Genomic DNA, 12,957 nt, shown 5'->3' with positions numbered 1-12,957 from the left:
GTGCACATTACGGCGATCACACATGTGAGTCGGTTAGTCTCCCCGAATGCTCGACCCCGTCCCCGCAGCCCGTCCCGTCTCCGGCCTCGCCGTGCGCTGCACGAGGGTGCTGCGCTCGCCCTGGTCCCGGTTCTCGCTGCTCGTGGCCGTGCTGCTGGCCGCCGGGGTGACGACGCTGCTGCTCGAACCCCAGCGCCTGCTGGCCACCGGCCTGCCGTCCCGGCTGAGCGGTGGCGCCGTGGCGGCCGGGCTGTTCGGTCTCGCTTACGGCGTGTGCACGGTGGCGTTCGTACCGCGGCCGTTGCTCAATCTCGCCGCCGGAGCGCTCTTCGGCTCCCAGTCGGGTCTGGCCGCGGCCCTGGCGGGCACGGTGCTCGGTGCGGGCATTTCGTTCGGGCTCGGAAGGGTGCTGGGCCAGGACGCGCTCCGCACGCTGCTGCGCGGACGCTGGCTGAAGGCGGCGGACGGTCAGCTGAGCAGGCACGGGTTCCGTTCGATGCTGGCGCTGCGACTCTTCCCCGGCGTGCCGTTCGCCGCCGCCAACTACTGCGCCGCCGTGTCGCGGATGGGTTACTCGCCGTTCCTGGTGGCCACCGGGATCGGCTCGGTCCCGAACACCGCCGCGTACGTCGTCGCGGGCAGCGAGGCCTCGTCGCCGACCTCGCCCGCGTTCCTGGCGGCGATGGGTTTCATCGCGCTGACCGGAATCGGCGCGGCCGCCGTCGCCTGGCGCAAGCGTCACCGCCTCGGCCCGCAGTGACCCCGCGGGAGGCGGGCGAGCCGGGCCACGGCCCGGTGCTCCCCCGACGGGCACCGGGGTCACCGGTAGCTGTGGGGGCAGCCGTCACGCCGTTCATCCGGGGGCGATACGCTGCCCGCGCACGACAGACGATCACCGGGCCCGCCGTGGCCCGTCCCTCATTGACCGCAATCCGCAGGTTGCCAACGGCTCTGCCGGCCGTCGGCCGATGCATGATCACTTCCGGGATGGCCAAAGCCCCATGAGCTGGTTCGAATCGTTCGTCCTGGGCTTCGTTCAGGGACTGACCGAGTTCCTGCCGATCTCCTCCAGCGCACACCTGCGGCTCACCGCAGCATTCGCGGGCTGGGACGACCCGGGTGCGGCCTTCACAGCCATCACCCAGATCGGCACGGAGGCGGCGGTCCTCATCTACTTCCGGAAGGACATCGTCCGGATTGTCTCGGCCTGGTTCCGGTCGCTGACCGACCGGTCGATGCGAAGTGACCACGACGCGCAGATGGGCTGGCTGGTCATCGTCGGGTCCCTCCCGATCGGCATCCTCGGTGTGACGTTCAAGGACCAGATCGAGGGCCCCTTCCGCGATCTGCGGCTCATCGCCACCACCTTGATCGTGATGGGCATCATCCTCGGCATCGCCGACCGTCTCGCCGCCCGCGACGAGGTCGGCGGCAGGCACCGGGCGATCAGGGAGCGCAAGTCGCTCAAGGATCTGGGCGTCAAGGACGGCCTGATCTTCGGTTTCTGCCAGGCGATGGCCCTGGTCCCCGGTGTCTCCCGCTCGGGTGCCACGATCAGCGGTGGTCTGCTGATGGGGTACACCCGCGAGGCGGCGGCCCGCTACTCGTTCCTGCTCGCCATCCCGGCCGTGCTCGCCTCGGGCGTCTTCGAGCTCAAGGACGCGGGCCAGGGACATGTGTCGTGGGGGCCGACCATCTTCGCGACCTTCATCGCCTTCGGTGTCGGGTACGCCGTCATCGCATGGTTCATGAAGTTCATCACGACCAAGAGCTTCATGCCGTTCGTCATCTACCGCGTGCTGCTCGGCCTGGCTCTGTTCGCCCTGGTGGCGGCCGGTGTGCTGAGCCCCCACGCGGGTGAGTCGGCGGGCTGACCCGGCCGGTTTTCCAGCGGGTGCCCCGGGCTCGGACCCGGAGGCGTCCGACGGGACGGGCGGCTGCCCGCAGCCGTACCGATCCCGGCTCCGTGCGCTCTCCCGCGGTCACGAGAGCCGCGATCCGCGGCCTGTGCAGGGGGCGGTCCGGCCGCCGGCCAGGGAGTACCGGCAGTGCCTGGCAGCCGGGCCACCGTCCGTACCCCGATCGTCACGCCGATCCACGCCTGTCGCACCCGGGCCGGTCGGATGCGTCCGACGGCACCCTGGGCCACCCTTGAAGTTATGGCAACACCACCGATCACCATCCACGCACCCACCCCGTCCGGCGCCCGCCCCGTCGTCGTACACGTCAACAATCGCGACGAACGGCTCGGGCTCGCACACAACGATCACGACCTCATCGTGTTCCTCGCCGACGCCGGGCTGAAGGATCCGAAACGGATCCTGGACAACCCGGCTGTGGTCCAGTGGCAGGGAGCCGCGGCGCACAGATACGAAACCGCGTGATGCGCACCCTGGACGCATGATGAGCGCCCCGATCGTCGTGCATCGTCCGGTCCGGTCCGGCGGCCGGGCGGTCACCATCAACAGAGAGATCGCGGGACTCGCCCACGACGACGGCGACCTCGTCGCATTCCTGCGCCGGGCCGGGGTCTACGACGCCGAGCACTGCCTGGACGACCCGCGCTGGGTCGAATGGCGCGGCGGCCGGGCCCACCGGTACGAGGTGACATGAGGCCCGGGGACGGACGGTGGAGACGCTGCCCGATGCGGCCGATCCGGACGGGGCCGAGGCCGTCGATCAGCTCGCGGCGGACCGTGCCGGGCTAGTCCGAGCCGGGCGGCGCAGTCGACCGGCCGGACGGCCGGGTGGAGGGCCGCCCGATGGTGTCATCGCTGCGGGCGGGTCCCGCCGCCCATGCGGCGAGCTCCGCGAAGTCGTCGGGCAGCAGCCCGAGGCGGGGGTTCACACGGTGCAGCAGCGCCGGGCCGCTGTGATGGTGCTCGACGTACTCCCGGTCCTCGGCGCCGAGTTCGTCGTCGACCCAGGCGAACGGACGGCCGGCCGCGTACTCCACGATGGTCCGCGTCTTCCAGTGCAGGCGGAGGGAGGTCCGCGGAGCGGCGGGCCAGTCGATGAACGGCAGCTCGGGGAGACCGAGGTGCGGACCGATCCACTCGTTCGCCTCGCCCTTCCATGTGGTGGCCCAGACGATCGAGAACGGCAGCGCGAGCAGAGCCGCACCGTGATCGGGATTCAGCCAGACCCTCAGCGGCTTCCGGTACGGATCCTCCCATCCCGTCGGGCGCATCCGATGAGTCCTGTACCCATCGGGGCGTCGGGTCGGCTCAGCCATCCATGGGTTGAGAGGTCCGTCCACATCGAGCAGCAGGAGTGGCGGCGCGACGGTGTCCATACCTCTCAGGGTATGGACACCACCGCCCGGATCCGGGCCATGCCGGCCGTGTGTACACGAGCTGTTCACGCGCGCAGGAGGTCGGGCGGCCATCCGGGGACGGCGGCCGGTTCCCCGTTCTCGGCTTCCGTCGCCGACATCTGCACCGCTCCCCGGTGACACACCTCGACCCGGTGGAACTTCTCTGCCAGACCGCGCAGTTGTCGTCGTCCTGACGGAGTGCGCCGTCGCCGCAGGCGAATCAACCAGTCCCCCGCACTTTGGTCACAACTCCGTCACCACCGGAACAGTTGGCTCCTTCTCCTCGGACACAGTCGCTACGGTCATCGCTCCAGGAACCGATCAGGGGGACCCATGTCGCTCAACCCGCCTCCGCAGCCGCCCCCTTGGGGCCGGCCGCCACAGCCTTCCGGCGCCAACCCCTACATCGCACCCGCGACGCCCGGGGGACGGCCGAAGTGGACGCGCAAGCGCATCCTGTTCCCTGCGGCAGGCCTCCTGTTCCTCATCGGTGTCGGCTTCGGCGCGGCCGACGACGGCGGGAAGACGAAAGAGGCCGCCGGCGCGAAGGCGGCACCTGCGGCAACAGTGACGACGACCGAATCGGCAGAGCCCGGGCCCGCGGTCACCGAGACCGTCACGGCCACCCCCGAGCCTGCGCCGACGGTGACCAGGACGAAAACAGTCAAGGTCACTGTCACGGTCGCACCCGGCGGCGGCACATCCGGTGGCTCCGGATCGGGCGGAGGCAGCGAATCGGTGTACTACGCGAACTGCACGGCAGTACGGGCTGCCGACGCCGCGCCCATCCGTGCGGGAGACCCCGGCTACGGGCGCCACCTGGACCGCGACGGCGACGGGATCGCCTGTGAGTAGACGCACCGAACCGCCCGCCCCGCCGCTCGGCGGTCAGTACGCCACGACCGCCCACACCAGCGCACCGCAGACGGCCGCCATATAACACCCGACGGCCGCGCGGACAACCGTACGACGGGTGCGGTCACTCCACGGCGTTCTGGCCATTGCTCCGGCCAGCAGGGGCAGTACCGCAATCGCGTGGAGGCCGACCGCGTGCAGTGGCTTGAGCGATGCCGTGGAGTCGTACGCCGCTGCCTGGTGGCCGGTGCGTGTCAGATAGACGCCGCGGGCGATCATCGCCGCTCCCGACACCAGCGCGAGGAGCAGGATCGCGAAACCGGCCCGGAGGGCGAGCGCCATGCCCGTCGGCCCGTCCGGTCGCCGGACGAAAGAGGTGACCGCGAGGCCGGTGAGGATGACGACCAGAACTCCCCCGCCGACGGCCAGCGCCATGGACACCGCCGTGTCGAAGGGTGTCTCCATGTTGAAGTGGGACGGTACGCCGCGCCACGCCTGGAGCGTGATGCCGGCGACCTCCAGTACGCAGTCGGCGGCGAACAGTGCAAGCAGCACGGTACGGGCGCGGGTGGTCATACGCAGGTACGAGGCGACCCAGCAGAGTGCGATGAGTGTCAGCCCGAACGAGACCCCGAAGGTGATGGGTTTGCGCCAGGACACCGGGCCGTCCCAGGGGCCGCCGTCGACGGCGAACACCATCAGATGCAGCAGCCCGGAGACGACGAGCAGGCCACCCGTCGCGTAGCAGAGACGTTCCACCGGGCGGGCCCGGTGCCACCATGGGGGCACCACCCCCGACGCCGGCCCCGCTGCCCCGACGCGTATCGGTTCCGACGTGGTGCTCCCTGCGGACTGCTTCTCCATGACCGGAGCATCCCCGAGGGAACGTCCGGCGTCGTCCTACCTCCGGAGTCGGTCGCGATACGCCCCACGGAGTACGGGTGATCCCCTTCGCATCCCCTTCGTGCAAGCCCCTGGTCGTCGGGGGCCGCCGGCGCGGTCAGACGAGTTCGAGTCCGCCGTCGACGGTGAGGACCTGGCCGGTCAGCCAGCTGGTCCGGGCGTCGGCGAGCCGCAGGATCCATGCGGCGACTTCCTCGGGCTCGCCGCGGCGGCCCAGCGGGACGAGGGAAGCCTCGGCATCCTTGATCCGATCGGCCTCCGCGTCGGTCAGACCTGCGCCGGCGAGCGCTTCGCTCCGGGTCGGACCGGGGGCGACGGCACTGACACGGCCGGTTGTGACAGCTGCGCGAAGAATGCCGCCGGATCCGGTCAGAGGCCGCATCCGGGCGTCAGCTGCGGTTCCAGCTGCGCAGCTTGTCGGGGTTGAGCACCAGCCAGACGTCGGTGATCTTCTCGCCGCGTACATCGAAGCTGACGACTCCGGACACGATCCCGTCCCGGCGGAGGACCAGCCCGGTCCTGCCGTTCACGGACTGTGGCGTGGCGTCGAGGCCGGGACGCTGCGACAGCGCGCCGAGCACGAAGCAGGAGATGCGGTCGGCTCCGTGGATCGGGTTCGGGGCAGCACACACCCTGCCGCCGCCGTCGCTGAGCGCGGTGGCGTCCGGATCGAGCAGCGAGACGAGCGTGGTGAGGTCGCCGGTGCCGCAGGCCGCCGCGAACGCGGTGACGACGCGCGCGTGGACATCGGACGCGGTCTCCCGCGGGCGGCGGCGGCAGATGCCCCGGCGGGTCGGGGAACCGGGTTTCCGCCTTCTTGCCGGAGTACGGCCGACGATCGCGGCAATCTCCCCCGTCCATCGCCCGACCATGTCGCGCAGGGCGGAAGCGCCCCGTGCCGCGGGTGTCGGGGATGCCGGGGGCGGATCCTTGCCCTGGTCCTCATCCACGGGAACGGTCCTCTCCACCGGGCCGCCGTGCTCAGGCGGCCATCGCGGCGAGCTTCGACGGGTTCATCATCCACAGCACCCGGTCGATGCCCTCCGCGGTGACATCCACCGTGACGACGGCGAACACGTTTCCGTCGCGGCTCAGACACGCCGCGGCCCGGCCGTTCGTCTCGACCGGCTCCACCGTCGCACCGGACCAGAAGGTGTCGGCGAACGCGTGGACGTACCTCGCCACGCGGTGCCGGCCCATGACGGGGAACTTGGACGCCCGAACGGCGCCTCCGCCGTCGGCGTACGAGACGACGTCCTCGGCGAACAGCTCCTCCAGCACGGCCACGTTCCCGGTCTGCGCGGCCGCCACGAACGCGGTCAGGAACCGCTGATGCTCGGCGGCCCCGACGCTCGCCCGCTTCTCCGCAGCCAGATGTTTCCGCGCCCGGCTCACCGACTGGCGCGCGTTCGCACGTGTCTGGCCGATGATCTCCGCGATCTGCTCGTACGGGTAGTCGAATGCCTCCCGGAGCACGTACGCCGCCCGTTCCGTGGGGGTGAGTTTCTCCAGCAGCATCAGGACCGCGACCTCCAGAGCCTCCGCGCGCTCGGCGCCCAGCGCCGGGTCGCTGCTGGTGTCGACCGGCTCCGGCAGCCACGGCCCGACGTAGGTCTCACGGCGGACCCTCGCGGATTGCAGGACGTTGATCGCAAGCCTTGTCGTGGTCGTCGCGAGAAACGCCTGCGGGTTGTGGACCGTGGACCGGTCGTAGGACTGCCAGCGGATCCAGACCTCCTGCAGGATGTCCTCCGCCTCGCTGACACTGCCCAGCATCCGGTAGGCGATCCCGAACATGCGGCCGCGCACCCCCTGGAAAGTGGCCTCTGCCTCCTCCAGGGTCACTGCGCCGTTCGCCGGATCGTTCTTCGACGTCATTGTTCACAACCCTCGCTGCTCGTCGAGGCCACCGGCGACGGCGACCCCGGCGCATGAGTGCGGTGCCGTCGTCGGGGACCGGCCACTCCGGCATTCTCTCCCAGGAGGGCGAGGCGACCGACCCGGACCGTTTCGCCACGAGGCTTCACCTGCCCCGGAGCCGTCGGGCGACGGGGCGGCCCCGCCGGAGCACCGGCGGGGCCGATGGCTCAGGAGAGCCAGTCCGCGTAGTGGGTCGGGGCGATACGGGCGTCACCCGGGGCGGTGAGGACGTCGCCGTGGACGGCGCCGAACAGGCCGGCGGTGTCGTCGGTGACCACGGAGCGCCCGTCGTTCTTGGCGGTGATGGTGATCCGGCCGAGTTCGTCGAGGGCGTAGACATCGGGGCCCGCGATGTTGAGTACGCCGTTCAGCGGGGCGCCGGCGGCGACTTCGGCGACGGCGTCGGAGACGTCCGTGGCGGCGATCGGCTGGAGCGGCGTGTGCGGCAGGCGGACGGTCTCACCGTCGGTGGTGTCGGCCATGACCGCGTCGACGAATTCCATGAACTGTGTGGCGCGGACGATGGAGTACGGGACCGGACCGGCCTTGAGGAGGTCTTCCTGCAGCACCTTCGCCCGGTAGTAGTCCATGCCGGGAACCTGGTCCACACCGACGATGGAGAGCACGACGAAGTGTCCGACGCCGGCCTTCTCGCTCGCGGCCAGGAGATTGGTCATCGACGTCCGGAAGAAGTCGAGCGAGGCCTCGTCGAAGGTGGGGGAATTCGCCAGGTTGATGACGGTGTCGACGCCCGCCACGGCATCGTCCACGCCCTGACCGGTGATGATGTCCACGCCTGTGGACAGGGAGTGCGGGACGGCCTGGTGACCGGCCGCGTTCAGCTTCTGCACGACCTGCGACCCGATCCGTCCGGTTCCTCCGATGACCGCGAACTTCATGACATACCTCTTCTCTCGATGATTATTCCGATATGCGCCTTTATGGCGTCAACTTCACCCAAGCCGTGTGGCGGGCGCAACCGCACGACGTCGTGCCGGTACACCTCGCCAGGCGGCTCGAGGCCGTCCCTGCCGTCGCATTCGCGCAACCGCCCCGTGGGTGCGGCCCCTGTCCGCGATCCCGTCACCGTCTGCCACCCGGAGCGATCCGGGGGAGCCGACGGTCGGGATACGCGGCCGCCCGCACGGTCACAGGTTGGAGAACCGGCCCGCCTGGGCGAGGATCTGCTCGGGATCGTCGACCGGGGGGTAGATCCACAGCGTGTTGATGTTCCGCTTCATGGTCTTGGCGTCCTCGCCGGTCATCAGGACCGTACGGTCCCAGCCCTCGGTGACCACGGCCCCGGCCGGCCCGAGGTCCAGGCAGGTGCCGTAAGGGTCGGGGCCGAAGGGCAGCGGGTCGGTGCCCAGGAGATCGGCGGCCACGTTGTGACCGGCGAACTTCCCCATCGGCTGAGCATGCTGGCAGCTCTGCGTCGCGTAGTGCCCCTCCTCCGCGAGGACGCTTGCGGTGTCGCCGGCGGCGTAGACGTCCGGGACTCCGGTCACCCGCAGAAAGGCGTCCACGCTCAGCCGCCCCAGCCGGTCGCGCTCGCCCGGGATCTGCGCCGTCAGAGCGCTGGCGACCATGCCGGCGGTCCACACCACGGTGGCGGTGGGGATCACCTCACCGCTGGAGAGAGTCACCTCGTCGAGGGTGGCCGACACCACGGTGCGCCCCAGCCGTCGCTCGATCTTCAGTTCGTCGACGGCGTCGTCGATCTGCGGCCGGGGTCCGGCTCCGAGCTCCGGTCCGATGACGTCGGCCCGGTCGACCAGGACGACCCGCACCTCCTCACCGGCGCCGTGCGCGTCGGCGATCTTCCGCAGCCGTTCGCCCAGGCCGGTGGCGATCTCCAGGCCGGTGAAGCCGGCGCCCACCACCACGGCCGTGTACCGGCCCGGGGACGGCGCCCGCCGGGGCAGCCGCCGCAGGTGATGGTCGAACTCGGCTGCCGCGGACATGGTGTCGATGTCGAAGACGTTCTGCGCGCCCGGGAAGTCGGGCCGCACCAGCCGGCTGCCGGCGGCCAGCACGAGCTTGTCGTACGGCAGGGTCAGCTCCTCGCCCGCCCGCTCGACGGCCCGTACCGTACGGGCCCCGGTGTCGATGGCGGTCACGGTCGCCGCGACCCGGCGCACCCCGATGGGCCCGAGGACACGGTCCAGCGGCACCCGCATGGTCTCCGGGTCCTCTTCGTAGAGCCTGGGCCGCACGACCAGATCGTCGCCACCGCTGACCAGGGTCACCCGCACCGCCTCACCGGCCTCACGCGTGGCCCGTACGGCGCCCGCCGCACTCCACACACCGGCGAATCCTCCACCGATGACAAGAATGTCCTTCATTTGTCCTCCCATGCCGTGATGACGTCCGTGCAGCATGGACAGGACGGCCGGGCGAACTGTGACAAGGAGTCGACCGTGACCTGCGTCTCAGGCCGTGCGCCCGGAGCCGCGACAGCGCCGCAGGGCGTCGGCGCCGTATCGGGACGGCCCCGCCGGAGGGTCCGCCGGAGAAGGCCGCCCGGCCCGAAGGATCGACCGGCCGCCGCCGGGGCACGGCTCCCGTACTTCTCGACTCATCGCCGCATATCTCTGCGTAACGGCTTCCGGATTCGGGGCGGTCACGGGCCATGCGTCCCGATGTCCAGACAGTCGAACCGATGCGTCCTTTATGGCAGGTTCATCCCACCCTTGTCTCCACATACATGAACTCCGTTGTTGTGTATGACCTCTTGGCGCCACCGCCGCGCGGTGCTAGAACTCCTTTCACATGGCCGGCGAGATCTTCGAACCACGCTGCGTCATGACGGGACCGCCTGCCCGCGGTTCCCCTTCGTGCTTCGCCACCAGAGTTGGAGGCAGTCGTCCGATGCATCTGCCCGTGAGCCGCCGTACCTTCTCCCGCCTCGCCGCCGCACCGGCCGCGGCACTTGTCGTCGGATCGGCCGGGCGCGCCTCGGCCACCGGCACCGTCACACCGGCGACCACCCCCGTGCGAACCCGCGCCGACATCGCCGCGACCATGACCCGCGCGATCACGTTCATGGACGAGCACGTCTCGTACCGCGGGGGATACGTCTGGAGCTACCTGCCGGACCTCTCGACCACCTGGGGCGAGATGGAAGCCCGGCGCACCATGTGCTGGATCCAGCCGCCCGGCACGCCGTCCGTCGGCCACAGCCTGCTCGACGCGTACCACGCCACCGGATCGGAGGCCTGCCACCGGGCCGCCAGGAACACCGGACTGGCGCTCGTCGACGCCCAACTGGCCTGCGGAGGCTGGAACTACATCCATGACACGGCGGGGCAGGGGTCGCTGCGCAAGTGGTACGAGACCATCGGCGCCGGCGGGTGGCGACTGGAGGAGTTCCAGCACTTCTACGGCAACGCCACTTTCGACGATGCGGCGACCTCGACCGCCGCGCAGCTCATCCTCCGGCTCCAACTGGAGCAGCCCCACCCGAAGTTCGCTGCCTCCCTGGACCGTGCGATCCGCTTCGTGGTGGCCGCCCAGTACCGCGGCGGTGTCGCCGACGGCGGCTGGCCGCAACGATTCCCGGCCTTCTCCGGCTCCGTCGAGCGGACCCCCTGGCCGGACGAGCTGCCGCCCTGGCTGCCGACCGGTATCCGGCACGGCATGGAGGACGGCGACTACACCGGGCATGTGACGTTCAACGACAACGTGCTCGGCGAGAACATCAAGTTCCTGCTGATGTGCGCCACCTCCCTCGGCCGCCGGGACCTGATCCCCCACGTCCGCCGGGCGATGGCGTGCCTCCACCGCATGCAGCAGCCCGGCCCGCAGGCCGGCTGGGGTCTGCAGCACCTCGCCCGGCCGGCGGGCGGCCGACCTGCCGGGGCTCCCGCCGGAGCCCGCTCCTACGAACCGCGCGCGCTGGTCACCCACACCACCCAGACCAATGTGTCGCAGCTGTTCGCCTATTTCCGGCTCACCGGCGACCACAGCTTCCTGCGCCGCGTCCCGGAAGCCCTCACCTGGCTGGAGAGCTGTCGGCTGACGGACCAGCAGAAGGCGGAGAACCCGCTCCTGGCGTCCAGCACACACCCGACCTTCGTCGAACTCGGCACCAACCGGGCCCGCTTCGTACACCGCTTCGGCTCGAACATCCGCAATGGCGCCTACTACACCGACTACGACCACCGGGACACCCCGAGTCACTACAGTGGCGGACGCAAGATCGACACCGCCGCGCTGCGCGCGACGTACGAGGAGCTCATGTCGATGAGCCGTTCCGAGGTCGCCGACCTCAAGGCCCGCTCACCGCTCTCCGCCCGCGGCAGGCGTGAACTTCCGGGCTATTTCTCCATCCGCGACCTCGGGCTGGACGATCTGTTCCGGGATGCCGATCTGTCATTGCCCACCGTGACCCGCGACCAGGCGGACGCCGTCGTCGACGGGCTCGGCACGCGCGACCACTGGCTGACACCGGTCGGTTCGGTCACCAACCCCTACCGCGGACCGGCGCCGGTGACGCCCTACGACGGCAAGGCGTACATGAGCCGCAACGTGGGCGACCTCTACGACACCTCGCCCTACGACCCGCTCAACCCGCCCCAGACAGCTCTCTACACGCCGCAGACCAGCCCGGTGGGCATCACCACGTCGGACTTCGTCAAGAAGCTGGGCACGCTCACGGCATACGTCGCAAGCAGCTGAGACGCACCTCCGCGACGCCGACGGCCGCCACCGGGGACGACCGACCCGGCCGGGAAGCGTGTCACGGAAGGGGACGGGCAGCTGACGGTGCCGAACCGGGACCTCCGCCCCGTCCTTTCCGTGACGCGCTTCGGCCGTTCACTCCGCTCGGCCTCCTCCGCCCACCATGCACAAGCAGTGATCTGCGCCACATCCTGATCGATTTCTATCGTGGTCCGATGTCGACCAGATGGTCACGACCCACCGCTCCGGGCCTCGACGGCGCAGGTCGCAGCTCCGCCGGTGCATCCCCCTGCCGTCTTTCGGCGCTTCGCCCCCGGCACCCCCGCCGGCTCCGTGGAGAAAGGGACGATCGCTTTCCGAATCTTTTCTTGAGGGTGCGTTGCACGTTTGACCGTCCCCGTCCGAAATCCTGCGTCATGAGGACGACGAAGTCCTCGGTTCCGTCCGTGAGTTGACGGAACCGCCGAGAGGAGAAGGACACACAGTGACGCCCAACGACACTCTCGCTCTGCTCGTGCTGGCCACCGCAGTGCGTGTCTTCGCACCCGACCTGCGGTACCTGACACGGCGCCTGCTGCGCGCCGGCGTGCGGGTGGGCGCTGCCGCGCTGGTGGAGGACCGCCGGTCCGGCGCTCTTCGGGTCGAGCCGGGCTCGGCTGCCGTCCAGAACGAGGAGGCCCAGCCGTGAGCGCCGACCTTCCGTCGCCGGACGATCACGGCGATCACCTCGCCGAGGTGCAGTACAGCCTGCCGCCGGCCCTCGAAGCCTTCCACGACCTCTATGTGAAGGCGTATCTCAGCTACGCCCACACGATGCTCGGCGACAAGGCCGCCGCCCTCGCGGTGGTACGCCGGTGTTTCTCCCATCTGGCCCTCAACTGGCCCCGGGTCATGAAGGCGGAGAGCCCGGAGGCGTACGCCTGGGCGTTGCTCAAGTCGCGTGTGGACACCCATCTGAGGCTCGCCGGACTGGCCCCGCAGATGGTGGAGACCGCGGCGTTCCAGCGCACGGCACGCGCCGTACTGGAGTCGGTGCGCTGCAAGTTCGAGGTGATGGAGACATCGCTCGGCCTGTACACCGCCATAGCCTCGCTGCCCGAGCGCCAGTACGACGTGATCGTCCTGCTGTACGTGCTGGGCTACCCGTCGGACCGGGTCGCCGACATTCTGGGGGTCGAACGGGACACCGTCCGCTCCCACCGGCGCCTGGCCAAGCGCCGCATCGCCCGGAAGCTCGGCCTGCCCACCTACGCGGTCGCTGAAGAGAAGAAGGAGTAACC

Annotated in this window: 15 protein-coding genes; 8 read left to right on the top strand and 7 right to left on the bottom strand. The window is 70.1% G+C overall.

What is annotated here, in order from left to right; genetic code table 11:
- Positions 1-46: 46 nt before the first annotated feature.
- From ACFVXE_RS09975 to ACFVXE_RS09960, 4 genes are all read left to right on the top strand, one after another.
- Positions 47-760 carry a TVP38/TMEM64 family protein gene (locus ACFVXE_RS09975; protein ID WP_389670540.1) on the top strand — a complete coding sequence of 238 codons (714 nt, stop codon included), beginning with the start codon at positions 47-49 and terminating at the stop codon, positions 758-760.
- Positions 761-1,001: 241 nt separating this feature from the next.
- Positions 1,002-1,874, top strand: a complete 873-nt coding sequence (locus ACFVXE_RS09970; RefSeq protein WP_389670539.1) for an undecaprenyl-diphosphate phosphatase — start codon at positions 1,002-1,004, stop codon at positions 1,872-1,874.
- Positions 1,875-2,159: 285 nt separating this feature from the next.
- Positions 2,160-2,384, top strand: a complete 225-nt coding sequence (locus ACFVXE_RS09965) for a hypothetical protein (RefSeq protein ID WP_389670538.1) — start codon at positions 2,160-2,162, stop codon at positions 2,382-2,384.
- A 16-nt stretch (positions 2,385-2,400) separates the two neighbouring features.
- Entirely contained in the window at positions 2,401-2,613 is a 213-nt protein-coding gene (locus ACFVXE_RS09960) for a hypothetical protein (protein ID WP_389670537.1), read from the top strand.
- Positions 2,614-2,704: 91 nt separating this feature from the next.
- On the opposite strand, the gene ACFVXE_RS09955 is transcribed toward ACFVXE_RS09960, so the two are convergent.
- On the bottom strand, positions 2,705-3,295 hold the full coding sequence (locus ACFVXE_RS09955; RefSeq protein ID WP_389670536.1) for a hypothetical protein: 591 nt from the start codon (positions 3,293-3,295) through the stop codon (positions 2,705-2,707).
- Positions 3,296-3,649: 354 nt separating this feature from the next.
- Here ACFVXE_RS09955 and ACFVXE_RS09950 point away from each other — a divergent pair, with 354 nt between their 5' ends.
- Complete coding sequence (locus ACFVXE_RS09950) at positions 3,650-4,171, top strand: excalibur calcium-binding domain-containing protein (RefSeq protein ID WP_389670535.1); 522 nt, start codon at positions 3,650-3,652, stop codon at positions 4,169-4,171.
- Positions 4,172-4,204: 33 nt separating this feature from the next.
- On the opposite strand, the gene ACFVXE_RS09945 is transcribed toward ACFVXE_RS09950, so the two are convergent.
- From ACFVXE_RS09945 to ACFVXE_RS09920, 6 genes are all read right to left on the bottom strand, one after another.
- Entirely contained in the window at positions 4,205-5,035 is an 831-nt protein-coding gene (locus ACFVXE_RS09945) for a hypothetical protein (RefSeq protein ID WP_389670534.1), read from the bottom strand.
- A gap of 136 nt (positions 5,036-5,171) precedes the next feature.
- A complete protein-coding gene (locus ACFVXE_RS09940; protein ID WP_389670533.1) occupies positions 5,172-5,456 on the bottom strand; it encodes an SDR family oxidoreductase in 285 nt (94 codons plus the stop codon).
- Between the two features lie 7 nt (positions 5,457-5,463).
- Positions 5,464-6,024, bottom strand: coding sequence for a hypothetical protein (locus tag ACFVXE_RS09935; RefSeq protein ID WP_389670532.1), 561 nt, complete (start codon positions 6,022-6,024; stop codon positions 5,464-5,466).
- Positions 6,025-6,055: 31 nt separating this feature from the next.
- Positions 6,056-6,952, bottom strand: coding sequence for an RNA polymerase sigma-70 factor (locus tag ACFVXE_RS09930; protein ID WP_389670531.1), 897 nt, complete (start codon positions 6,950-6,952; stop codon positions 6,056-6,058).
- A 209-nt stretch (positions 6,953-7,161) separates the two neighbouring features.
- On the bottom strand, positions 7,162-7,893 hold the full coding sequence (locus tag ACFVXE_RS09925) for an SDR family oxidoreductase (RefSeq protein ID WP_389670530.1): 732 nt from the start codon (positions 7,891-7,893) through the stop codon (positions 7,162-7,164).
- 249 nt (positions 7,894-8,142) lie between these two features.
- On the bottom strand, positions 8,143-9,339 hold the full coding sequence (locus tag ACFVXE_RS09920; RefSeq protein ID WP_389670529.1) for an NAD(P)/FAD-dependent oxidoreductase: 1,197 nt from the start codon (positions 9,337-9,339) through the stop codon (positions 8,143-8,145).
- Between the two features lie 538 nt (positions 9,340-9,877).
- Here ACFVXE_RS09920 and ACFVXE_RS09915 point away from each other — a divergent pair.
- From ACFVXE_RS09915 to ACFVXE_RS09905, 3 genes are all read left to right on the top strand, one after another.
- Positions 9,878-11,674 carry a pectate lyase gene (locus ACFVXE_RS09915; protein WP_389670528.1) on the top strand — a complete coding sequence of 599 codons (1,797 nt, stop codon included), beginning with the start codon at positions 9,878-9,880 and terminating at the stop codon, positions 11,672-11,674.
- Between the two features lie 487 nt (positions 11,675-12,161).
- Positions 12,162-12,365, top strand: a complete 204-nt coding sequence (locus ACFVXE_RS09910; RefSeq protein WP_389670527.1) for a hypothetical protein — start codon at positions 12,162-12,164, stop codon at positions 12,363-12,365.
- On the top strand, positions 12,362-12,955 hold the full coding sequence (locus tag ACFVXE_RS09905) for a sigma-70 family RNA polymerase sigma factor (protein WP_389670526.1): 594 nt from the start codon (positions 12,362-12,364) through the stop codon (positions 12,953-12,955). The genes ACFVXE_RS09910 and ACFVXE_RS09905 overlap by 4 nt, the downstream gene beginning before the upstream one ends.
- The last annotated feature ends 2 nt before the right edge of the window (positions 12,956-12,957 follow it).

The sequence above is a fragment of the Streptomyces sp. NPDC058231 genome (genome assembly GCF_042882275.1).
In the GTDB taxonomy this organism is placed as follows: Bacteria; Actinomycetota; Actinomycetes; order Streptomycetales; family Streptomycetaceae; genus Streptomyces.
The sequence above is the reverse complement of the archived record's forward strand: the minus strand, read 5'-3'. Positions and strand labels throughout refer to the sequence as shown.

Excerpts from the sequence above, each read along its gene's own strand:
- ACFVXE_RS09930 (WP_389670531.1), bottom strand. The coding sequence starts at position 6,952 with ATGACGTCGAAGAACGATCCGGCGAACGGCGCAGTGACCCTGGAGGAG.
- ACFVXE_RS09975 (WP_389670540.1), top strand. The coding sequence starts at position 47 with ATGCTCGACCCCGTCCCCGCAGCCCGTCCCGTCTCCGGCCTCGCCGTG.
- ACFVXE_RS09960 (WP_389670537.1), top strand. The coding sequence starts at position 2,401 with ATGATGAGCGCCCCGATCGTCGTGCATCGTCCGGTCCGGTCCGGCGGC.
- ACFVXE_RS09940 (WP_389670533.1), bottom strand. The coding sequence starts at position 5,456 with ATGCGGCCTCTGACCGGATCCGGCGGCATTCTTCGCGCAGCTGTCACA.
- ACFVXE_RS09950 (WP_389670535.1), top strand. The coding sequence starts at position 3,650 with ATGTCGCTCAACCCGCCTCCGCAGCCGCCCCCTTGGGGCCGGCCGCCA.
- ACFVXE_RS09945 (WP_389670534.1), bottom strand. The coding sequence starts at position 5,035 with ATGGAGAAGCAGTCCGCAGGGAGCACCACGTCGGAACCGATACGCGTC.
- ACFVXE_RS09965 (WP_389670538.1), top strand. The coding sequence starts at position 2,160 with ATGGCAACACCACCGATCACCATCCACGCACCCACCCCGTCCGGCGCC.
- ACFVXE_RS09920 (WP_389670529.1), bottom strand. The coding sequence starts at position 9,339 with ATGAAGGACATTCTTGTCATCGGTGGAGGATTCGCCGGTGTGTGGAGT.
- ACFVXE_RS09955 (WP_389670536.1), bottom strand. The coding sequence starts at position 3,295 with ATGGACACCGTCGCGCCGCCACTCCTGCTGCTCGATGTGGACGGACCT.
- ACFVXE_RS09970 (WP_389670539.1), top strand. The coding sequence starts at position 1,002 with ATGAGCTGGTTCGAATCGTTCGTCCTGGGCTTCGTTCAGGGACTGACC.
- ACFVXE_RS09925 (WP_389670530.1), bottom strand. The coding sequence starts at position 7,893 with ATGAAGTTCGCGGTCATCGGAGGAACCGGACGGATCGGGTCGCAGGTC.